Origin of the sequence: Paenimyroides aestuarii (genome assembly GCF_024628805.1) — a bacterium.
GTDB classification, from domain to species: Bacteria; Bacteroidota; Bacteroidia; order Flavobacteriales; family Flavobacteriaceae; genus Flavobacterium; species Flavobacterium aestuarii_A.
Window position 1 is genome coordinate 1,220,808 of record NZ_CP102382.1, and the last position, 22,741, is coordinate 1,243,548.

21 protein-coding genes are annotated in these 22,741 nt (G+C 33.6%); 17 read left to right on the top strand and 4 right to left on the bottom strand.

What is annotated here, in order from left to right; all coding sequences use genetic code 11:
- Positions 1–39: 39 nt before the first annotated feature.
- The 4 genes from NPX36_RS05820 to NPX36_RS05835 all read right to left on the bottom strand — a co-directional run bounded on the left by NPX36_RS05820 (position 40) and on the right by NPX36_RS05835 (position 7,118).
- The gene (locus NPX36_RS05820) at positions 40–2,847 is read right to left on the bottom strand and encodes an outer membrane beta-barrel family protein (RefSeq protein ID WP_257500472.1); all 2,808 of its coding nucleotides are present in this window, start codon (positions 2,845–2,847) and stop codon (positions 40–42) included.
- Positions 2,848–2,931: 84 nt separating this feature from the next.
- Positions 2,932–4,158 (bottom strand): PepSY-associated TM helix domain-containing protein, encoded by a 1,227-nt coding sequence (locus NPX36_RS05825; protein WP_257500473.1) that lies wholly within the window; start codon positions 4,156–4,158, stop codon positions 2,932–2,934.
- Positions 4,158–6,326 carry a TonB-dependent siderophore receptor gene (locus NPX36_RS05830; RefSeq protein ID WP_257500474.1) on the bottom strand — a complete coding sequence of 723 codons (2,169 nt, stop codon included), beginning with the start codon at positions 6,324–6,326 and terminating at the stop codon, positions 4,158–4,160. The genes NPX36_RS05825 and NPX36_RS05830 overlap by 1 nt, the downstream gene beginning before the upstream one ends.
- 453 nt (positions 6,327–6,779) lie before the next feature.
- Positions 6,780–7,118, bottom strand: a complete 339-nt coding sequence (locus tag NPX36_RS05835; RefSeq protein WP_257500475.1) for a single-stranded DNA-binding protein — start codon at positions 7,116–7,118, stop codon at positions 6,780–6,782.
- 220 nt (positions 7,119–7,338) lie between these two features.
- Here NPX36_RS05835 and NPX36_RS05840 point away from each other — a divergent pair, with 220 nt between their 5' ends.
- The 17 genes from NPX36_RS05840 (at position 7,339) to NPX36_RS05920 (ending at position 22,688) form a co-directional block, all read left to right on the top strand.
- Positions 7,339–7,800, top strand: a complete 462-nt coding sequence (locus tag NPX36_RS05840) for a hypothetical protein (RefSeq protein WP_257500476.1) — start codon at positions 7,339–7,341, stop codon at positions 7,798–7,800.
- A 170-nt stretch (positions 7,801–7,970) separates the two neighbouring features.
- Positions 7,971–11,711, top strand: coding sequence for an AAA family ATPase (locus NPX36_RS05845; RefSeq protein WP_257500477.1), 3,741 nt, complete (start codon positions 7,971–7,973; stop codon positions 11,709–11,711).
- Positions 11,712–11,879: 168 nt separating this feature from the next.
- Positions 11,880–12,524: a hypothetical protein gene (locus NPX36_RS05850; RefSeq protein ID WP_257500478.1), complete on the top strand. Its 645-nt coding sequence runs from the start codon at positions 11,880–11,882 to the stop codon at positions 12,522–12,524.
- Positions 12,525–12,672: 148 nt separating this feature from the next.
- Entirely contained in the window at positions 12,673–13,854 is a 1,182-nt protein-coding gene (locus NPX36_RS05855) for a hypothetical protein (RefSeq protein ID WP_257500479.1), read from the top strand.
- A 133-nt stretch (positions 13,855–13,987) separates the two neighbouring features.
- The gene (locus NPX36_RS05860) at positions 13,988–14,239 is read left to right on the top strand and encodes a hypothetical protein (RefSeq protein ID WP_257500480.1); all 252 of its coding nucleotides are present in this window, start codon (positions 13,988–13,990) and stop codon (positions 14,237–14,239) included.
- A 1-nt stretch (position 14,240) separates the two neighbouring features.
- Positions 14,241–14,546: a hypothetical protein gene (locus NPX36_RS05865; protein ID WP_257500481.1), complete on the top strand. Its 306-nt coding sequence runs from the start codon at positions 14,241–14,243 to the stop codon at positions 14,544–14,546.
- Between the two features lie 603 nt (positions 14,547–15,149).
- Positions 15,150–15,440: a hypothetical protein gene (locus NPX36_RS05870; RefSeq protein WP_257500482.1), complete on the top strand. Its 291-nt coding sequence runs from the start codon at positions 15,150–15,152 to the stop codon at positions 15,438–15,440.
- A 54-nt stretch (positions 15,441–15,494) separates the two neighbouring features.
- Positions 15,495–16,079 (top strand): zeta toxin family protein, encoded by a 585-nt coding sequence (locus tag NPX36_RS05875; RefSeq protein WP_257500483.1) that lies wholly within the window; start codon positions 15,495–15,497, stop codon positions 16,077–16,079.
- Positions 16,066–16,218, top strand: coding sequence for a hypothetical protein (locus NPX36_RS05880; RefSeq protein WP_257500484.1), 153 nt, complete (start codon positions 16,066–16,068; stop codon positions 16,216–16,218). Before NPX36_RS05875 ends, NPX36_RS05880 begins: the two co-directional genes overlap by 14 nt.
- Positions 16,219–16,459: 241 nt before the next feature.
- Complete coding sequence (locus tag NPX36_RS05885; protein WP_257500485.1) at positions 16,460–17,194, top strand: tetratricopeptide repeat protein; 735 nt, start codon at positions 16,460–16,462, stop codon at positions 17,192–17,194.
- A 127-nt stretch (positions 17,195–17,321) separates the two neighbouring features.
- Positions 17,322–17,933, top strand: coding sequence for a hypothetical protein (locus NPX36_RS05890; RefSeq protein ID WP_257500486.1), 612 nt, complete (start codon positions 17,322–17,324; stop codon positions 17,931–17,933).
- Positions 17,930–18,370: a DUF3276 family protein gene (locus NPX36_RS05895; protein WP_257500487.1), complete on the top strand. Its 441-nt coding sequence runs from the start codon at positions 17,930–17,932 to the stop codon at positions 18,368–18,370. Before NPX36_RS05890 ends, NPX36_RS05895 begins: the two co-directional genes overlap by 4 nt.
- Positions 18,371–18,693: 323 nt before the next feature.
- Positions 18,694–19,689 (top strand): hypothetical protein, encoded by a 996-nt coding sequence (locus NPX36_RS05900; protein ID WP_257500488.1) that lies wholly within the window; start codon positions 18,694–18,696, stop codon positions 19,687–19,689.
- Between the two features lie 163 nt (positions 19,690–19,852).
- Complete coding sequence (locus NPX36_RS05905) at positions 19,853–20,053, top strand: hypothetical protein (RefSeq protein WP_257500489.1); 201 nt, start codon at positions 19,853–19,855, stop codon at positions 20,051–20,053.
- 97 nt (positions 20,054–20,150) lie between these two features.
- Positions 20,151–20,690 carry an STM3941 family protein gene (locus NPX36_RS05910; RefSeq protein ID WP_257500490.1) on the top strand — a complete coding sequence of 180 codons (540 nt, stop codon included), beginning with the start codon at positions 20,151–20,153 and terminating at the stop codon, positions 20,688–20,690.
- A 145-nt stretch (positions 20,691–20,835) separates the two neighbouring features.
- Entirely contained in the window at positions 20,836–21,348 is a 513-nt protein-coding gene (locus NPX36_RS05915) for a hypothetical protein (protein WP_257500491.1), read from the top strand.
- 98 nt (positions 21,349–21,446) lie between these two features.
- Positions 21,447–22,688: a metallophosphoesterase gene (locus NPX36_RS05920; RefSeq protein ID WP_257500492.1), complete on the top strand. Its 1,242-nt coding sequence runs from the start codon at positions 21,447–21,449 to the stop codon at positions 22,686–22,688.
- Positions 22,689–22,741: the final 53 nt, after the last annotated feature.

Sequence of the window (22,741 nt, forward strand, 5' to 3'; positions counted from 1 at the left end):
TTTCACACACTTTTAACATTTTTAAAGATACGGATTGTTTTACAATTCCCGCATTCTGCCTGGCATTATATGCGAACTTCCTCTGTTTTTATTGTTTCGAGAATTAGCAAATTTATTAAACTTCCATGTTACTGAAAACATCACATAGCGCTCTAAAACCGTATTTTCTTGGTCGATAATTGCTGTGGGGCTAATAGTGCGGGAAGTTCCAATGTTTTGATTCAACACATCATATACTTTTACTTTGGCTGTTAACGCTTTGTTTAAGAAGGCATATGAAATGGCGGTGTTCCACAAAAAGAAATCTCTTTGAAAACCTGGTGCAATATTGCTGTTGTAGGTGTAGCTGAAATCATTTCCCCAAGTGAAATTTTCAGGCCAATAGGTCGTTGTTTGCAACATTAAATTGTGGCGCACAAAACTTGTTTCTTGCAGTTGAAAATTGGTGTATTTGGTGTTGTTAAACGATACATTGTAAGAAGGAGCTAGGGTGAACAGTTCGCCATAGTCCCAAGAACCATAAATGTTTGGCGTAAACGTGAAACCATTTGCATCATACAACACGCCGTTTGCAAATCCCTTTTGTTTGTCTAACGAAAGTCGCGTGCCTGTTCCGTAGCGAATGGTGTGTTCATTGAATTTGTGCGATTTGTTCCAATGAAAAAACAAATTGGCGTTAAAAGCACCCGCAACGTTTTCATAAGTAGTGGTACGCTTGCGGTTTTCATCGAAAAGCGTAAACGAAACAATTTGTGAGTCGTAATAACTTCCGTTTAGAAAAACACTCCATCCCGAGCGCAATTGAAAATTGTAATTTCTAAAACCTAAACGCAACGAGTGGTAGCGCACCTGATCTAAATTTTCATTTCCAATAAAGGTTTGCAAAGGATCGTTTAAGCGTTCGTAAGGCAATATTTGGGTTGCATTGGGGTTGTTTACATTGTAGTTGTATCCCACATTAAAATTTTTGCTTTTGTCTAATTTGTATCTAAAATTACTGCGAATGTAAGGTGCTACAAATTTTCTATCTACCGAATAATTGTTGTTCATATAAAAAGCAGACGCGTTGAAATTGGCGATATTCACTCCAGAATTCACAAACCAATCTATTTTGTCTGAATTAAAGTTCATGCCCACATAAGGTGTATTGGTTACAATATTGGTGTTGGTTTCATTAGACAATCGGTCGTTAAAATCGGTAAAAGTATTGGTGCTTTCGTTAAAATTAAAAGTGTTCAGGCGGTCTGTTTGGTTGTTGTGTTCAAAAGTGTAACCAAAATCAATAAACGCTTTTTCGCTAATAGGTTGGGAATATTCTGTGGTGATAGTATATATATCATCGGTGCTTCTAGATTGTTCTTCTTGGTTACGAATATCATTTGGGCGTTCGTCTTGATAAAACAGCGTTGCAGAGTTGGTATTGCCCAAGCCGGTTGTTTTAGAATGGTCGTTTTCGAGCGTTACGCTGAGGTTTTTTCCTTTGTCATTAAACTTTTTGTTGAATTCTATTGCGTTTTTAAAAGTGAAACTATCGGTTGTTGAAAACGATTTTTCGGTGTTTTCATTCAATAAATTTCCTTCTCCGTCGGTAGATGCTGAGGTGCTGTTTGATGCCAATTCATTGGTGTTTGCCGTGATAACTGGGCTCACAAATATTTTAGTACTAGGGTTTAGTTTATATTCTAACCGAAGATCTGCATTGTGGTTGGTGTTGTTGTTTAAACGTTGTGATACCGATTCGGTGATAAAATCGCCATCGGGCAACAAATTGATAACGCGTGAGCGGTTGTTGTTTTTGTTTTGGGTATCTTTAAAATAATAACTGGCATTGGTTTCCAAATCTTCAAAAAATTGATCTGAATAGTTAAAACCAGCCATGTGGGTTCGTGTAATTCCGGTGCCGCTTCCAAAGCCAAATGGACCGCCTGAGCGACTTCCGAAACTTAAAAACTGACTGCGACCGCCGCCCATATTATCAAACAATTCATCCATAGAAAAACCTTCAGAATTGATGTTGTTGCTCGATGCTAAAACCGAAATTTTCCGATTTCCTTGAAAATAATTAATCAAACCGCTGCTTTCGTATCGGTTGCTGTCATCAATAATGCTTCCTATACCTGCACTTAATTTCGCCATTAAACCTTTGTTTTTATCATCGTCTATGGTAAGGTTAATGCTGGCGTTGTCGCTTTTTGCTTTTCTGCCCGAAAATTCTTCACTTTTGGTTTTAAAGTCGGTAACTTGAACTTTTTTAATTAAATCGGCAGGTAAATTTTGCAAGGCAATGCTTCCGTCGGTATTAAAAAATGGTTTGCCGTTTACCAAAATTTGGCTTACTTCTTTTCCGTTTACCGTTATTTTTTTGTTGGCATCAATTTCTACTCCGGGTAATTCTTTCAGCAATGCTTCCACATTGGCATCCGGGCGTACTTTAAACGATGAAGCGTTGAATTCCAATGTATCGTTTTTCACCCGAATCGGAGCATCGGTCACAATCACAATTTCCGAAAGCAAATCCGAATCGGTTGTCATTACGATTTCTCCTAAATCTTTTGATTGATTTAATTGGTCAAATTTTTCGATTTTATCCTTAAAACCAATGATTGAAAAAGTGAGGAAAGAGGGTTCTTCCACCGCTTTTAAATCCATAGCAAAACTGCCCAAAGCATCGGTAGTGGCATATTGGATTAATGTAGAATCTTTTACTTTGGATAGATACACCGTTAAATCGGTAATTGGTTCTTTTTTTTCGTTGGTAACCTTTCCTTTCAATTGAATGTTTTGTGCAAAACTGTGGATTGATAACAGCAAAAAGACCAAAAAAAGTATAGATTGTATTTTTTTCATAGCTCAAAAAATTGAACTACAAAAATAAAGCGATTCTTCACATAACAATGAAAAAATCGCTTTAAATGATTAATTAGGGTTTGGTTAGATGGTTTTGTTGTGCACTTTTTTAGTGTTGTTTTTCTTTTTATTGCGGCCATACCAAATCATAAACCCCGTAACAGGCAAGCTGGCACAAAGCAAACTCACAATAAAAGCAATGATTTTTGTGGGCCAACCAAAGATTGATCCTACGTGAATATCATAATTGGCATTTACCATTTTTTCGCCAAAATCTTTGTCTTCGGGGTTGCGGGTGTGTAGCAATTCGCCCGAGTTTTCATCGAAAATTAAATTACTGTTTTTGTGGTAGGAATAGGACAAGTGGCGCACAAACACTTCAAAGTTGGGATGTTCGTGATCGTCCATGTGCTCATGACCTAAATCTAAAGCAAACATATACGCATCGGGGTATAGTTCTTCTACCTTTTGGGCGATTTTATCTAAAGTGGTATCGGTTCTCAATGATGCAGGTGCTGTGGTGGTAATGTGCGAAAAATCGGGATATTGTGTTTTTCCGCCCGAAAAAACCACATAAATCATTGCTTGAATGAAAAAGAACGCGTAAAACAAGCCGGTAATAGAAAAGATAAGCGCAAAAAACGAAGTATAAAAACCAATAATATTGTGCAGGTCATAGTTTTTTCGTTTCCAGCTTTTCACGTTTTTCCATTTGAACCAGAAGCGTTGTTTACGAGCCGATTTGTTTTTTGGCCACCATAGAATGATGCCCGAAATCAGCATAAAAACAAAAATCAATACAGGAATTCCCGTTACCCATTTTCCCCAATCAGAATTCAACAGAAAACTCCAATGCAACATTTTCACAATGTTGAAAAAACTGTTTTTTTCATCGTACACCTGCAAAACTTTTCCGTTGTATGGATTTACATACGCCACTTTGTAAACAGGATATTCATCGAAATAGTTCCAAGCGTGCTCGTTTCGTTCAAAATAATAAAATTGATACGACAGCGCACGATCTATCGGAATATTTACCCAGTGAATTGGGTATTGTTCCTGCACTTGTTGTTGCACCAAGTTTTCTAATTGCTTTAGTGGAAGTTTTTCTTTATTTTCATGGTTGGGTTCATGATGCTGTACATATTCTTTGCGTTGTAAGCCTTCGATTTCATCTTTAAAAACATATAATGCACCAGTGATAGAAATAAAAAATACAATAGCACCAATAAGCAAGCCGAACCAAAGGTGCAACTTGCCTATTAATTTCTTGAATTTGCTTTTGGGCTTTTTGTCTTTCTTTTTAGTCATTAGAATTTATAGTTTAAACCTAACGAAATAGAACGTGCCAATTGTGGGTTGATTGTTGACCAACCTATAAAATATTTTTCATTGGTAAGATTGTCCACTTTTAAAACAGCGCTGTATTTTTCAGTGTTGTATGATAAAGCAGCATTGAAAACCGTATAGCCCGGCAAAGCAAATGTGCCAATGTTTGTGCGATTAAGCGTTAATAATTCACTTGCAGAATTAGCACCAAAACCTAATCCAAAATGCTGTAAGGCACCTTGCTGAATGGTATAGTTTGCCCAAAAGTTAAATAAATTTTCAGGACCTGCTTCTTCGGTTCTTAAACCTAAATAACCCGAATCTTCCGCATCTTTAATCACTTCGTTATTGTTGTGGCTGTAACCAGCAATGATGTTTAAACCATCAATCGGGCTTCCCAATACGCTTACTTCAAAACCTTTGCTTTGCACTTCGCCTGCTTGGGTGGCATCAATACCATTGCCCATTAATTTGTTTTTTACTTTAATGTCGTAGTAACTTGCTGTAACCGATAAACGGTCTTTTATTAAGCTTGCTTTTGCCCCAATTTCCCATTGATTGGCTTGTTCTGGGTCAAAAAAGCGTACTTCTCTTCCGGTTACATTTCCTTCATTATCTGTGATATCAACCGCAGCAGCATCTAAGTATTGAAAACCGTTCATATAGTTTCCAAATACCGATAATTGGTCTTTAATAGGTTGGTAAACAATTCCTAATTTGGGTGATAAGGTGGTTTTTCCTTCGATTTCATCTGTGGAATAAGCAGTTGGTTTTCCTGTAAAATGATCCACACGTAAACTCAACATTGCCGATAAATTTGGTAAAAATTCAATGACGTTGGACGCGTAGGCACTGTAAATTTTTGTTTCTGCAGATTGTAGTGCTGCCGATGTTCCTACTAAAGCAGCATCAACATGCGGTGTAGTCAACATGGTTTGTTGCGCATTATCGTTGGCATCAATCATTGTATCTGTTTGATTTACCAAAGAAACCGTTCCAAACGAAGCCCAACCAGTACCGCCTACAGAGAATTTTCGTTGAAAATAATCTAAACCGGCAACCAATTTGTTTTTAACCGAACCAATAGTATAAGTTCCCACAAAATTTTGTTGAATACCGGTAGTGTTGGTTTGCGCTTCCCCTTTTGTTATGAAACGAGTGAATTCGTCTCCGTTGGCAGCATCCCACAAATATTGGTAGTAACCGCTGGTTTTAGCATTATTTTTAGAAAAAATGGTAGTCGATGTCCAGTTTTCAGCCAATTGATACACCGCGTATGCTTGAAAATTAAACGTAGGGTTTTTAATGGTCAAATCGTTGCTGGTGTAGGAATTTTTATAGTTTTGTTCGAATAAATCGATCGATTGAAACGACAACGGACTGTATCGGCTTAAAAAAATCATGGGTGCATTGGCAGCTTCTGAACTTTTAATTTCGGTATTCACAAAGAAAGTTAAACGGTCATTTGCCACAAATTTCAACGATGGAGCAAAGAACAGCGATTTGCTAAAACCGGCATCTTGAAACGAGTTGCGGTATTGGTACGCAGTGTTTAAACGCAAGAAAGTTTGTTTGTTCAAAGGCGTGTTAATATCAGCAGTCACGCGGTTTAATCCGTAGGAGCCATTGATATACCCCATTTCGCCGCCAAAAGTTTCGTAAGGCTTTTTAGTAGTGATATTGATCAATCCACCATACGATACAATATTGCCACCATACATGGTTCCCGATGGACCTTTGATTACTTCGATGCTCTCCACATTTGCGGGGTCTAAACTTCCATTGGTAAAACTCGGCATACCGTTTAGCAAGCGGGGCTGCGTAGAAAAACCACGCATGGTGTAAAACTCTGCACCATCTGTACCACGACCGGTAGATTCCCAAAGGCGCGAAACACCCGTAGCATTTTTCAAAGCATCGCTAAAAGTAGTAGCCGCTTGTTGTTTTAAAATATTTTTGTTGATTACATTATAAACCTGTGGATTTTCAATGTCTTTCAAAGGCATTTTGTTTGCCGAATGAACATTTTTTTGAATATATGCCTCAATGATTAATTCCTCTAAGTTGTCAGATTTGATAGAGTCGGTTTGTTGTGCATTCCCGTCAAAAGCCACTGTAACTGCAGGAATAAGGAGTAGTAATCTTTTCATCTTTAAAAAATTTGATGCAAAAGTACCATTGTTTTTATTTAAAACAAATAAAAATAATCTTTTTTTGAAAGGAAATTTTTGTTTTGTTTTTCCAAGAAAATAGTATGATTTCTGCACCACAAAAAGGGGAGGAGTGTGGTGTATAAATTAAAGCATTGATTGCGAGCAGCATCACAGGTTTAAAGCTAATTTTCATAAAAAAAGAAAATCCCGGTGAGAGGGATTTTCTTTTGGTTTTTACCCGTAGGGTATGACCTAAATAACTTTTAACACGATGATATGCAGTGATTTGATTTTACCACAGATATACTGATCTAGTTTTACAAATGAATGTTACTATCAATGAAACTTTCACAGATTTTGAATACGATGTATTCTATAAGATGCATCGCTTTATAAGTTGCGCTCATTTATTCGTAATCATCTGTGCATCTTTGGAAATGCTATAAGGCGCTACGGATTTTGATTTAAAAAAAACAGCACTTCGCTGATTACAATTTCGGTAATGCTGCGCTTGATGCCCTCTTTATCCTCGTAGGTGCGATAAGTAAGTTTACCCTCCACGGCAATTTCTTTACCTTTTTCAACATATTTTTGAATCAGTTCAGCGGTTTTGCCCCATGCAACGATGTTGTGCCATTGGGTGGTTTCCACTTTTTCTTTTTTATCGTTGTAATAATAATCACTGGTTGCAAGCGATAAGGTTACTTTTGTACCATTGTCAAAAGTTTTGGTTTCTGGTGTGTTGCCTACTCTCCCGATTAAGCGAACGTTGTTACGTAATGTACTCATGGCGTATAAAATTTATGATTAAATAATGATTTGGTACAAAGTTGCGACAGCTTGCAAATTTTATTCGGTTGTTAAACATTTGTAGTCGATTGTAAATGTTTGTTGTCGATTATATGGTTTATTAACAGCTATTTGTGGGTTCATATTTTATTTTTTGTTAATTAAGAAACTTTCGTATATATTTGTGTTGTGTGCCATTTAAGAAAAACTGAACGCTGAATTGAAAAATATCAAATTTTTAATAACCAAATATTACTTTTTCGGACTGATTTTTCTTTTCGTTTTTTATGCTATTATTGGAGAAATCCCAAGTTGGTACACAATTGAAAGAGATTGGATTGAATGGATTACGACAATAATTTCGATACCATTAATCGGAATATTAGCTTTTAAATATTTGACCAAATATGTTGGAAAAGAAAAACAAAAATATTTCGGAATATCATTTTTTGCTCTTTTTGTTTCGTGGATTTTAATATTGTACTTTAAAGCATTAGTTATCGGAATAATAAGTTCGTTTGAATTTGAGCGAATACGAATATTGGAATCGCTTGCTGGATATTCGATTTATCAACTTTGGATTTATGGAATATTTGGAATAATTCACGGAATAGTTGGCGGATATTTTTTATCAAAAGAATTGAAAAATAATGAAAAAAAAACGGCACACAACAATGTATAACCGCAATTACTGCGGATTCGACTACGTCCGAATCCACTCGGAATTGCTAAAGTTTGTGCCTCGTTTGAAATTTTTCACTAAATTTGGCCGTAACTGCGGTTATACGAAACCGTTAGCGGTCAGGCTAAAACGACCCTACAACAAACAAATTACAGACAATTAACAAAAACGTGAAACACAATCCAAGATACATTTTAAAACACCTTTCAATTCGTGTGCCTTGGCACGACAATGCGTGGAATGGTTCTGTTTGCAATAATCCGAAAGCCAATGGTGCTTGTCTTATTTTAAAAAACTGTGCGTTAAACAGAAATGACGAGTTGGAAGACAGCACAAAAGGAAAATTCCTAAAAGACTTAGACGAAGAGCAATATCCTGTTTGTGTTGGCGAACGAGCAACATTTATGTCGTCATTCGCTTTTTACAAAACCTTGCGACATCCATACGCAGAAAGTTCGCCAACAACACACGGACATTTAAAGCCGACAAAAATTCAATTCCCAGCTTTTTCAGCAGCAGCAGTTCCCTATCATTGGATGCTAAAAGAAAATGCAAAAGAGAAAACAAGTTTATATGACTTGAATTTTGACGAAAGCCGAGAACCACAACTTGATTGGGCAACAAGCGGAAATGACCATTGGGTTCAAGAACTAAATAATCAGAAAGCATTACTAAATGCTTTTTTTGAACATTTATCGCCAAAGCATTCTCTTGTTTTTTTCTACGCTAAACAAACTCCGTTTGTAGAAGAATCGGGAAGAGTTTTAGTAGGCGTTGGAAAAATTAACAATATCATTCCTTCCGATGCATATGAAGGAAGCAACAAAAATTTTTCTGCGGCATATTGGGAACATATGATTTTGCATTCCATTAGAAATGACGGTAAAAATGGTTTCCTTCTGCCTTATCACGAAGCGATTTCATATCAAGAAGAAAATATTGACTTTGATATTGCAGAAATAGCGGTTATTGTCCCAAACGACAAACGTTTTGAATTTTCGTATGCAGCCGAACACGTAAGTAATGATAGTGCAATTAGAGTCTTATTAGAGTGTGTAAAATCATTAGAAAAAGCGGAAGAATTAGGAATTGGGGACAACAACACTTTAAAAATTCAATGGATTCACAACGAAATTGCCGAGTTGGAAAAATTGAGAGGTGCTTATCCCGGAATGGGTTCAGCACTTTGTGCTTTTGGAATTGAAAAAGGTCATTTTGTTGCTGCGGAAATCATTAACCAACTGAAAGACGATAAGGAAAATCCTTGGCTTCTTTTTGAAAAAGCATTGGACAATGCAAAAGGTATTTTATCAGATGCGGTTGCTGCATTAATTCCATTTAACAGCAAAAAACTGTATCAACAATTAAAAACCAGAGCAACGCCAACTCGTATTCAGTTTCTACACTTACTAAGTCGTTTTGACTTGAATATTGAGCAAGCGAAATTTCTTTTTGTTCACGAAGAAAGAGAAGAATTAGGAATTGGCAGAAAAGACGAAGAATATATCAATAATCCATATTTGATTTACGAGGATTTGCGATTAACGGCTACACCAATAGCATTAGGAACAATTGATTTAGGATTATACTTAAAAAAGGGAACTGATAATTTGTTACCAAACGACATTTTGTATTCAGACCCTTTTGAAAATAATCGCATAAGAGCATTAACGATACAACAATTAGAATTTGCATCTATACTTGGACACACTTTATTGCCACGTAAAGAAATAATCAAACAAATTCGAAGTTTATCTATTTCGCCAGCTTGTGATATTAATAGCGATTATTTTGATTTAGCCGAAACTGTATTCGCGGACACAATTACATTGGAAGAAATGAAAAACGGAGAAAGGGCGTATCAATTAAAACGTTTTTCAGAAACAAGGGAAATCATCAACCAAAAAATCACTCAACGAGTAAGTGCAAAACGACTTGAATTAAATGCAGATTGGAGTTCTTTATTAGATAATGCTTTAAAAGCATTTACCAAAGGTAAACCCGATGAGCAAGAATTAAAGGCAAGAAAAGAGAAAGCCGCTGCATTGAAAGAAATTGCAGAAAGTAGATTTTCTGTATTGATTGGTCCCGCTGGAACAGGAAAAACAACGTTGCTTACCATTTTAGCAGGACAAAAAGAAGTGGAAGACAACGGAGTTCTTTTGCTTGCCCCAACAGGTAAAGCAAGAGTGCGAATGGAAGAAGTTGCTAAAGACATAAATGTTACCGCAAAAACATTGGCACAATTTCTTTCTGGCTACGGAAGATACAACGGAGAAGTGCAACGATATGTTTTTTCAAATGAACATTGCGACCAATATGCAACAGTTATTCTTGATGAGGCATCAATGCTTACAGAAGAAATGTTAGCCACTACCTTAGATTGTTTACAAGGAGTAAAACGTTTCATTTTAGTTGGTGACCATAGACAATTACCGCCAATAGGTGCAGGTCGTCCATTTCTTGACATAATTCACTATTTGAAACCTGAAGGAATTGAAACTTCGTTTCCAAGAATTGGTAAAGGTTATGCAGAGCTTACTATAAAACGCAGACAAGGCGGAACAAAAAGAGAAGATTTACAACTTGCAGAATGGTTTAGCGGAGAATCTTTAGAACCTGGAGCGGACAGTATCATAAACCACATAATTACAACACCTAATTCAAATTATCTACGAATAGAATATTGGGAAAACGAAACGGAATTTGAAAAGAAATTTGAAGAAGTTTTAGTTTCAGAATTAGGAATGTCGTCCATTGAAGACGTTGAAACTTTTAATAAAACTTTAGGTTCTTCTGATGGTAGATATTTTAACTTCAGAGAAGCCGCTAATTCAGCAGAACATTGGCAGATTTTATCGCCTGTTAGAGAAAAAGTTTTTGGCGTTAGAGCATTAAATAGAAAAATACATAAGCAATTCAGAAAAGACAAAGTTGAATATGCCCGTAACAAATACGGTAAAATCCCTGCACCAATTGGGTTAGAAGAAATTGTATATGGCGACAAAATCATCAATTTGTTTAATAGTCGTAGAAATGAAGTATGGCCAGACGGTTCATTGAATTACGTTGCAAATGGCGAAATCGGGATGGTAATTGGACAATTCAAAACGTCCAAAATGACTTTTAAAGGAAGACCCAAAAACACAGAGATAGAATTTACTTCTCAGAAAGGCTACAAATACACTTTTAAAGGTTGGGAGTTTTCCGAAGAAGCAAATAATCCTCTTGAATTGGCTTATGCGTTGACAGTTCACAAAGCACAAGGAAGTGAATTTGGTAAAGTTTTTATTGTAATTCCTAATCCTTGTTTCTTGTTGTCAAGAGAAATGCTTTACACAGCGCTAACACGACAAAAGGACAAAGTAATTTTGCTCATTCAAGGGAATGCATTTGACATAAAGGGATTTGCTTCGCCAGCAAAATCAGACGCACTAAAAAGAATAACTAATTTATTCAACAATCCCGAACTAATTGACATAGAAGGTCAATATTTAGAGAAGAATTTAATTCACCAAGCAAGTGACGGAAAAATGTTACGCTCTAAAAGTGAATTATTGATTTATCAGCGTTTAATCGACAAGAAACTAAATCCGCTTTACGAGAAAAAACTTTTCATTAAAGAAGTAGAGAAACTTCCCGACTTTACTATTGAAAACGATGATACAGGCGAAGTTTATTATTGGGAACATTGCGGAATGTTACACGACAAAGAATACAAACAACGTTGGGAAGAAAAATATACTTGGTATAAAGAAAACGGAATACTTCCTTTTGACGAAGGTGGTGGAAAAAATGGAACACTTATAGTAACGGAAGACAAACAAACCGTAGTTGAAGACGGTAGCATACGGGGTGCAATATCAGTTAAAGAAATTGACGAAATAATTGAAAAAGTATTTAAAATATAACAACAAAAGCCCGAACCGCTAACAAGGTATTGCCAAAAGCGGGGCTGAAGTGCGTATTTAGAAATTTTTGCATATATTTGGCTTGAGGTATTTCTATTGACCTTGGGTGCAAAAATCCCCGCCTTCGGCAATACCCAAACCGTTGTACGTAATGTTAAAACAAATCTCGTGAAAATTATACTCGTAATATTATTGTCTGTTTTTAGTTTTGCTAAGGTATTTGCAACTGCACAATATCCTGACAGAATCGTATTTAATAACAAAGAATATTCTTTACTCACAAATCCACTTGAAAAATATTTTGAAAAGAATGAAGATAAACGACCTAAAGGTGGTGTAATGTCAACAGCTTTATGGAGAGGCTATGTTGCAACATTCGAAATAATTGAAAATCAACTTTACGTAAAAGACATAAAAATTCAAATTTGGAATGAAAAATCCGATGATACAGAATGGAAAAGTGTGATAAATGAAGTCTTTCCGAAAACTGAAGATCGGAAAATTGATTGGTTCAATGGTCTACTTACTTTACCATATGGAGAATTAATTAATTATGTTCATATGGGATATGGTTCAACTTATGAAAATTATATAATAATTGAAATTGAAAAAGGTAAATATATAAAGTCCAAAGATTTAAACTTCAAGGAGTATGAGAATCTTAAAGAAAAACAATTTGAAGCTTACATAAAGTCTAACGAATATCTTGAACGTAAAAAAGAACTAAAAAAAGATGGTTGGAAACAAAAAGATATAGATGGATTTTTAAGAAGTTTCGTTACTGAATACACCGAAAAATTACTAATTGAATAAAAACACTACGTACAACATCGGTTTGGCGAAATGGCGGGTGCAGTGCAAAATTCAACGGCAGTTTTTCAATTGAACTTTAGTAATAAATTGAAGCTTTGTTCTCCGAAACCCGCCCGAACGCAAAGCCCGAACCGTTAGCAAACATTGAATGAAACACTCCATAATAGCAATTTTTTCTCTGTTACTTTTATTTAATTGTAAAAACAAAAGTTTAATTGAAAATAAAGTAGCAGAAATTGAAATAAGTCAACCTATTCAAGACACAATTGGTTTAGACTCTATAAGTGTTGTTAGAAAAACACAAGCAAATATTCCATATCATCTAACTGGCATTGATAATGATATAGCACTACCATTTAACTATTCCATTGATTACAGTAATGGTACATATGTTTTTAAGTGGCATTTGTGTGATTTGGTTATCGATAGTGATTCGTTAAACTATTCTCATTATAACTTTGAAAATAATATTCCATACAAAGGGTATATCGGTTTTGAAGGTAAGTTACATATTGTTAAAACGACGGACTCCTCTAGTGTAACAACCAAAAAATTTATACAACAACATACAGAACTTTACCGTAAAATATATTTTTCTGATAAAGAAAGTATTATATTCAAATCTAATAGAGGAGCCATATGTACACTATATTTTAAGTATTCCAATAAAAGTAGTACCTTTTCTATATTCTATAAGGAAAATGAGACACTTGGTTTTGATGCGTCAGAACAAGAGTTGTTAGATTTAGCTATTTCTCAATTAAGGGTTGCTAAAAACCTATATAATACTAGTTTTAATAAGAACTTATTAGATTGGAATCATTACAAAAACGGGTTATCTATACTGGATAAAAAAGTTTATAAAAATATACATAAAGGCATTATAAATTCTTTAGACACAATAAGTATGGATGAAGTTTACACGCCAAAAATTGATGGGAATTGGGATTTGGTTTCGATAATAAAAATTGGAAATGAAGCAGAAAAACTCTGGAACGCAATAAATAATATTGATAAAAATAAAAAAGTAGATTTTCAAAAAAAATATGATACGCAACTATCTGAGCAAATTGCTTTTTTACGCTCTGCTGAAAACTTCGTACAGCTAGAGTATAAAGATGAAAATACACTAATTATTAAGAAAGTCTATGATTATTCAAACAAAATAGATTATGTGGTTTTTAGGAAGGAAATCATCAAAAATAAAGAGATATTGATGTTTACAGGTGGGCGGCAAAACTATGGACAAATTAATTCTAAAGAAATGGCTTATTTTTATCTCAAACTATTTGAAAACTATAAAACGTTTGCTAACAATGGCTATAAGTAATTGGGGCTTAAGTGATAAAACGAAAGTATAAACATAAAACAAAGGTCGGTGCTAAACCGAAAAGTTAGGGCGTAAAATCCCCAACTGTTCATAGTCCAACCGTTGTAGCACATTTGAAAAAACTATTCCCGAATTGAAAAGAAAAATAGGAATTACAATATTCACAATAGGAATTTTAATCGTCTCAAAATTTTGGGTTGGAATCTATACTCACGATGAATTTGGAGGAAAAAATGTTTTTATTAAACATAGACCGATTTGGAAAACGTTTTTTTATTCACCAAGAGGAATGAGTGATTTAAAACTATCTGAAATGTCAACTGAAAAACAAACTGAACAAATACTATTCGATGAATTTGTTTTAAAACATCAAACAATCGAATAAAATGGAAATTAAATATTGCTGGAGATGCAAAATGGAAATTCCAATGTTGGACAAAGAAGAATTTGCTATCGCTTCTAAATTATACTCAAAAGGATTTAAAATAGCAAAAGTGGATAGAAAGGAGAGATTTAAAGAATTATTGGAATACTATAATAAGTTGACTGGATTTGGAGAAACTGAACCGAATGCGATTATGCATCACTCACTTGAACAAGTCGGACCTGATTGTGAAAATTGCGGAAAACCATATAGAACACCAAAAGCAAAAATGTGTGCGAATTGTGGAAATAAAAGAAAAGTTGAATAATAAAAACGTGCTACAACACCGTGTATAGCTCATTGCGGCTGAATTCCTAATCGGAATTCATTGCAATTTGCTATCTTTCGGTTACGGCGGAAAATCCTCGCAGATCTCCCGCAACGAGCCATACACAAAACCGTTAGGCGATATGCTAAACCAACACTTTGCACAAACCGAAACGACATATAAACAGATGAAAAACCAACTTTTGAAAACATTTCTTCGTATTAATATATTCAGCATTTTCACAACATTTTTACTTGCTTTTATTTTGGTTTTTAGCTGGCAAAATTCAAAATTCTCTGAAATAGAAATGCGCAATTGTTATATGCCGTTTTTTACTGAAATCTTAGCGGTTGTATCTGCACTTTTCATTTCGCTTTCGACTCTTGGTATTTTCTTAAACTTAAACTGGAAATTCCGCCAATCAAAAACAAGAATTACTTTATCCTTTTTAGTACTTCCAATTGTGATGAGCAGTTTTTTTTGGTTAACTATATTCCAAAACGACATAGCCTACACTGAAACCATTCTAATAGCAATAGCAACATATTTTCCTGTTTGGCTTTTCATCATCAGAGAATATTTAAAATTTTCAAAAACACTAAAATGAGAAATTTTCCACAAAAACTAACTATATATTACGTCTTTGGAATTGTATTGACTATTATCGGTATTATCGGATTGATTTTATTTGTGTCAAGTTCTGGTATGAACGACCAAATGACGGGAATGTATGCCTCAATGCTATTGATTCCTGCATTGATAATTATTGTTATTGACCGAATTTGTGTACAGAAATTCGGAACTAAAAAAGTGAACAAATCCTCGCTCTACATTTTAGCAGGACTTTTTCTACTATATATTTTAAACACAATTAGGTTGGTGTTAGTAGGTTAAAAATACCACATCTAAACTTCCATATCAAACATAATATTTTGTAAATTTGCGATTATGACTGACAAAAAACTTTACATAATCGCAGGTTGCAACGGAGCAGGAAAAACGACTGCCTCATTTACGATTTTACCTGAGATTTTAGATTGTAAAGAATTTGTGAATGCAGACGAAATTGCAAAAGGACTTTCCCCTTTTCAACCTGAAAAAGTTTCGTTTGAAGCAGGTAGAATAATGCTAAACAGAATCAACGAACTACTTTCTAACAACGAAAATTTCGCATTTGAAACGACTTTATCAACCAAAAGTTATAAGAACAAAATCATCGAAGCAAAAGATAAAGGTTATCGAGTAACATTGTTATTCTTTTGGCTTCAAAACATTGAACTAGCTAAAGAACGTGTGAAAATTAGGGTTTCGGAAGGTGGACATAACATCGAGCCAGAAGTTATCGAAAGAAGATATATCAGAGGAATTAAAAATTTGTTCGACATCTATCTTCCAATCGTTGACGGAGCATTTATTTTTGATAACTCGGAAGTGAAACACGAACTTTTAGCGGATAAACAATTTGATACTTCACTTAATATTGTAAACATAGACAAGTTTAATCTTTTAAAAAAATACTATGACAACAACTGAAAAACATATAGACGAAAAAAATAAAATACTAAAAGGACTTGAAAAAGTATATGAAAAACTTTTAGAATTTAAGAAAATGAAAAACAGCGAACTGGTTATTTTGCGTGACAACAAAATTGTTAAAATAAAACCTGAATAATAGCACAATCGCCTAACACGGTATTGCCAAAAGCGGGGCTGAAGGAATTCTAATGAAATTTTTGCTATATTTGAACTTTTGGTAATTCTATATCGCCTTCGCCATTTGTATTTGCTTTTTATATATATTAGCAAATAAAAAATGGCTTCGGCTACTTTGGGTGATAAGTTGAAAGTTTGGTTCTTCGATTTCCCCACCATCGCAAAACCACAATCCGTCGTAAGACATTCTGAGAAAACGAATGACAAAACAAATAACAATTATAATTCTGACCTTTTTACTTTTTTCTTGTAAAGGAAAAAACGGAAATGAAAATCAGGGTATGGATGTGAATTCTCAATTGAAAGAAGTAACCAATTATCAAGAATTAAATGACTTTCAAAGTGCAAATAAGCTATTGAATACCTTAATAAACGAAAATCCAAATAATGCAGAATTATATTTTCGTTTAGCTCACTCCAAAACCATTTCTAATCCAAATCTTTTTGAAATAATGAATCTTCTTGAAGAATGCTTAAAAAGAGATTCACTAAACTTTAAAGCTCTCTATTTAAAATCTCAAGGTCTTATGTTTATGGGAGACTTTAAAGGAGCTTTAGAAACCGAAAAAAGAATTTTAGAGAATTATCCTGATTCATTTATTTTAAAAGCTGATATTGCTTCAACATTGTTGTTTAATGGAGATTTTGAGAAAGCTATTGAATTCTCTGAATCAATATTACCAGAAAGTCCGAACATTTACGAAAACGAAAGACTAATTAGAGTACAAATATATGCTAACTATTTTTTAGACAATATTGAGGATGTCAAAATAGGAAAAGACAAATTACAACAGCTAGGCTTCGAAACTGATTATTTACAGAAACTTATTGATAGTAAGGAACTGAAATTTGAAAACTTTGCTGTTGGAAAAAATGTTGGAAATAAACCCTGTTCACTTAATGAATTGAACATTATGTTTCCAGAAAAGAGTTAAAAAAAACGATAACCCAACAATCGCTATAAGTAATTGCTACTTGTCGCCTACTTCTGAAAATCCGCGAGGATTTTCAGTTTGGTGTGTACTTGCAAAGTTACGTGCTAAACCACGCAACTACACATACATGCAAAACGTTACTGCCATTTTAAAGCAACACACATCTATGAAAAAACTTCCGAATTTTGACATAAAACCACACGGGGAAATCTCAAGAGCATTTTTAAGACAAAATATCTTAACATTTCACCGAGCCACTGAATATATTCAAAATTTGAGTTACGGAAGAAATTCAAACAAAGAGGATTTAAAAAGCATTTTCATAGAGAAAAAAGGAACTTGTAGCACCAAACACGCTGTATTAAAACAGTTAGCCAATGAAAATGATTTTAAAAACATTCAACTGATACTCGGAATTTTCAAGATGAATCCTCACAATACGCCAAAAGTTCAAAAGACTTTATTAGAAAATAATCTGAAGTATATACCGGAAGCACACAACTATTTGAAGTACGAAAATGAAATTTTCGATTATACTAAACAAAATTCTTCGTCAGCAGGCTTCGTAAATGACTTACTTTTTGAAACAGAAATCCAGCCAAATGAGATTAACAATTTCAAAATTCAAATACATAAAGATTATTTAATAAATTGGCTCAATGAAAATAACAACATAAATTACTCTCTTGATGAGCTTTGGAAAATCAGAGAGCAATGTATTGAAGATTTATCAAAATGAACAAAAATAAATTACATACAGATAAAATAGTAAAAGGAAATCGAACCTACTTTTTTGACATAAAAAAGAGTGAACAAGGAGATTTGTATCTAACTATTTCAGAGAAGAAAAAAACTGACAATACTTCGGAACATCATAGAGTTATGATTTTTGAAGAAGATTTAAAGGATTTTGTGGATACGTTTAGAAATGCACTATTGAAGTTTAAAGAACTTCAACAACCAAAGACTGAAGAAAAAAAATATTCAATAGAAAAAATTAGAGCAACACACCAAAATGCCTATCAACCTTGGACAGAAGAAGATGATGAAAAACTTGAATTGTTATTTTGTGAAGGTAAAAAAGTAAAAGAACTTGCTCATATTTTCGAAAGAAAAGAAGGAGCAATAACCTCTCGAATTAAAAAACTCGAACTAAAGGAAAAATATGGGCGATAAAACAACTACACGCTGAAAAATACCGCCCACAACGGCAAACCTTGCACAACTCTCATTTTTCAGAAAACAAATAGAATATCCAACCTCGTTTAAGCTTTTTTAAGCGAGGTTTATTTTTTGAAAAGTATTTTGAAAGGGAATTTTTTTCGTACTTGTATAAAGCAAGATTCCATTTTTTTTCTATTTTTGAGTGATGAAACAGATGCATGCGGTTTTGTAAAATAGTGCTAAATTTAAGCATTTGAATTCTATTGGGTATTTGCATTTTGAATTTCCCAACATCGCAAAGCCGAAAGCAGTTAGCCACCATTTAAAAGAACAAAATGACAAGAATAAAAACTATTGTTTTGACAATTCTAACAGTCTTTGTACTTCAAAGCTGTAATGTTGGAACTACAGGAACTTGGAAAGACGAGAACATTGAACAAAGTCTAAAAAATGAAATTGAAACGTTGGACATAAAAGTTTTGGAGGCCGTTACTACAAATAATATTGAACTTTTGAAATCAATAATGTCAGATAAGCTATTAGAAAAAAGTGGTGATAACATTGGTCAATTGCTTGAACAAGCAAGTAGTGTGATTACTACTACTGACTATAAAGTTTTAAATCAATTTCATACAAAGAATTCAACAACAGGTATTGGAAATACTATTGTGTCAGGAGTTAGCGGACTGAATGACTATACTGTAAATTATCAAGCCTTGAACGAAGAAATGTTCATTTCCCTTTTAATTTCCAAAAGCGGTCTTGACGAATTTATTGTTACCAACATTTATGGAAATTATCCAGATGGTTGGAAGCTCAATATCCTTCATTTCGGACAATACAAAGTCAATGACAAAACTGCCCCTGAATTGTACTCTGAAGCCAAAGTGGAACATGAAAATGGATATTTGATTAATGCTGCGAACAATATGTTTCTAAGCTCAAGAGTGGCAAATCCCGTCAATAATTTTTGGCAATATCAAAAAGAAGAGGAAATGAAAGGGTTTTATGAAAAAGTAATGAAAGAAATAAACTCTAAATATAAATTTCCAATGACACTTGAAGCAATTGACTCAAAACCACAAATCTTGTCAATTTATCCAAAAGGAACTGAAGAAGGATATTTCCCGATGATTGAGTATGTGACCAACTTAGACTTAAAAGATACGGTGAAAACCAACGCAGAGTATGAAAAAGTTCATTCAGAGATTATCAAAGCTTTTAATGGAATTGAAAAGAACAAGGACTATGTTATTTACAAGGCATTTAGTGAAATTCCAAACGGAAAAACGCCTGTTCCAACTTATGGATTTGTAAAAAAATTAAAGTAAAAAAGCTTGCTAACAAAGCCTACTCAAAAGTGGTGACTCAGTGGTTAAATGAAATTTTGTGCTTCATATAGTTTAGTACAGATTTACAGTTTCGTGCTAGTTAGCCGCCCGAAAGCAAAGCCCGAAAAGCGTAGCGGTCAGCTTAAACAAAGATCCCAAAAAAATGACAGAAGAACTGAAAATAGCTATTGAAAACCTATACACTACTTTTTCGATTTACCCTTTTAAATCGACAATTGAAGGTTGTCCTTGCTGTGTTTCTGAATCTGACAAAGAAAAAATTCGTTCCAAACAATTACGAGATTTTTATTGGCTTGGTGAACAGACGTTGTTAAACAAAAAAAATATTTTGACAAAAATTTAAAAAAATTGATACTCGAATATGAAAATCATTGATGCTAGTTGCCTCACTGCTAATTATCTACAAAACCATCATTTAAACTATTTTTAAAAATCTACCAATGAATAACCAACAACAAATTGAAATTCCGCTTAGCAAAACCAAAATGACACGCACATTTATTGGTTCCATAATTTTTGTAATCCTTGGTGTTTGGTTTTTAGTAAACCCACCAGAGCTGAACAATCCAATCTTAGGAAATTCAGTAGTAATTTATGTTATTGGATTGTTATCTATAGTGTTTTTTGGTTTTATAGGAATAATGATTTTTCGCAAATTGTTTGACAAAAAAGCTGGACTTATCATTAATCAAGACGGAATTATTGACAATACAAGTGGCTTGTCAATTGGGTTCATTCCATGGAGTGAAATTCAAGAAATTTCGAGCACTCAGGTCATGAATCAAAAGTTTATATCGATTGTCCTTAAAAATCCTGAAGCGTTTATGGAAAAGATTTCAAATCCAATCCAAAAAAATGCAATGAAAATGAATTATAAAACCTCGGATTCGCCCATTAGTATTTCCTCAAACGCCTTAAAAACAGATTTTAACAAACTATTCAACTTACTCAAAGAAAAAATGAACGAATACAAATCATAGCTGAAATCCATAACGACAAATGGGTTACTTTGGTTTAAATTTAAGGGTAAAAAATTTTCGTTATATTTAACTTTTTAATTGTTACTGCCCTTTTTTTAGAAATAACAGATTTTTGTAATTAAGTTTAAGTTAAAAAAAATACCTCATGAAAACGCAATTGTATTTACTACTGTTTTTGGCTACTCAATTTGTTTTTGCTCAAGAAACAGAGAATAAAATTCAAGAATTGCCCACCGAATATGGTGCATACACCATTCCATTGTGGACTAAATTAACGCTTGAATTAAAGGAAACTTCTAAAAATAAATTTGAATATAGAATCATAAGTAGTGAACCTTATGAAGAGATGTATTCCTTTGACAAACATGACAAAGTTTTTTCTGAAAATCCTAAAAAAAATACAGTGGATATTCTGTTTGTTGGAGCATATTATAATAATGGAAAAGAAGATAGTGATTACAAAACACTTCTCAAGATAAGAAATAACCTAGATATTCCATTAACGTATAAAGCTGATATAAAATATTATTTCAATAATGAATTTGAAAATACAAGCATTGTTGGAGCTTTCCCAGGAACTGACACGCAAGAAATTTGGGCGCACAAAATAGACTTAATTGCGTTGTATGACTTTGAAATACTTAACTCAAAAGAGTAAAATTTCGCCCTCATAACCAAAAAACCAGCTGACCACTCTTGATTAATTTTCTAGTCAAATGCTCTAGAAAAAGCCAATTTGTAAACCTTTGGATATTAATGAAACAACTGTCAATAAAGAAAATTTTAAAATTCATCTTTCGCGGAATACTAATTTTTATAGGTTTAATTTTTCTTTTACTTCTAATTATTGGTTTTCGTGTGGAACATCAAGATGGAACCTATGACAATTGGTCTGGACTACGGGCTCTCTTTCAAAAAGACAGAGATTTTGGAATATTTATTAACCAACAAGAAAAATATGAACTTGACGGAATAGATGGGCCTTATTTAGTCAACTCATCAATTTATCGGGTTGATTCAACTAATAATTTAATCAAAAAGACTTTTAAAAATTCAGATTCTATTCTCGTTCAAGTAAATAATAACGATTTAGACAGATTCTATTTTACCAAAAAAGATACAATAACACGAAATCCGTTTCTATACGAAACTCCCGAAAAATTAATTGCAATTTCTGATGTAGAAGGAAATTTTGACGGATTTTCAAGTTTCCTACAGAACAATCAGGTTATTGACAAAAATTTCAATTGGATATTTGGAAATGGACATTTGGTTTTAGTTGGCGATTTTGTGGATAGAGGGAACAATGTTGTTCCGGTTCTCTGGTTGATTTACAAATTGGAAGAACAGGCAGAAAAACAAGGTGGCAAAGTTCATTATATTTTAGGAAACCACGAATTATTAAATTTTCAAGGTAGGTATAAATACAACGACAGAAAGTATGTAAAAGTTGCTAAACTCATTTATGAGAAGGAAAACAATAAAAATGCAGTTAGTTTTATGTATTCTGACAAAACAGAACTTGGAAAATGGTTGCATTCCAAAAACGGAATTGAGAAAATCGGAGATTATATTTTCGTTCACGCAGGATTAAGTCCTAAAATTTTAGATTTTAACCTTACTTTTTCTCAAATCAATGAAATTGCAAGAAATAACTGGGATAAAGATTTATACAACAAACCCGAAAAAGATGAAAAAGCAAATTTTCTAATAGGACGAGAAGGGATATTTTGGTATCGTGGATTAGCGATGGACTACAAATATTACGATAAAATAACGGAAAACGAATTAGACAAAATCCTTTCATTTTATCAAGCAAAAAAAATGGTTTTCGGTCATTCTGTAGTTGACGACATCACAAAAGATTTTAATGGAAAAATCATTGATATTGATTTAAAACACGGAAAAGAAAAGAACTCCGAAAAAACAAAAGGATTACTAATTGAAAACGGAATTGAATATAAACTTGACGGAAAAGGAAAGAAAACCAAACTATAAAAATATGTCAGCTAATATTCTCTTTTCGGAATAGTAATAATTAATTTGCTTTT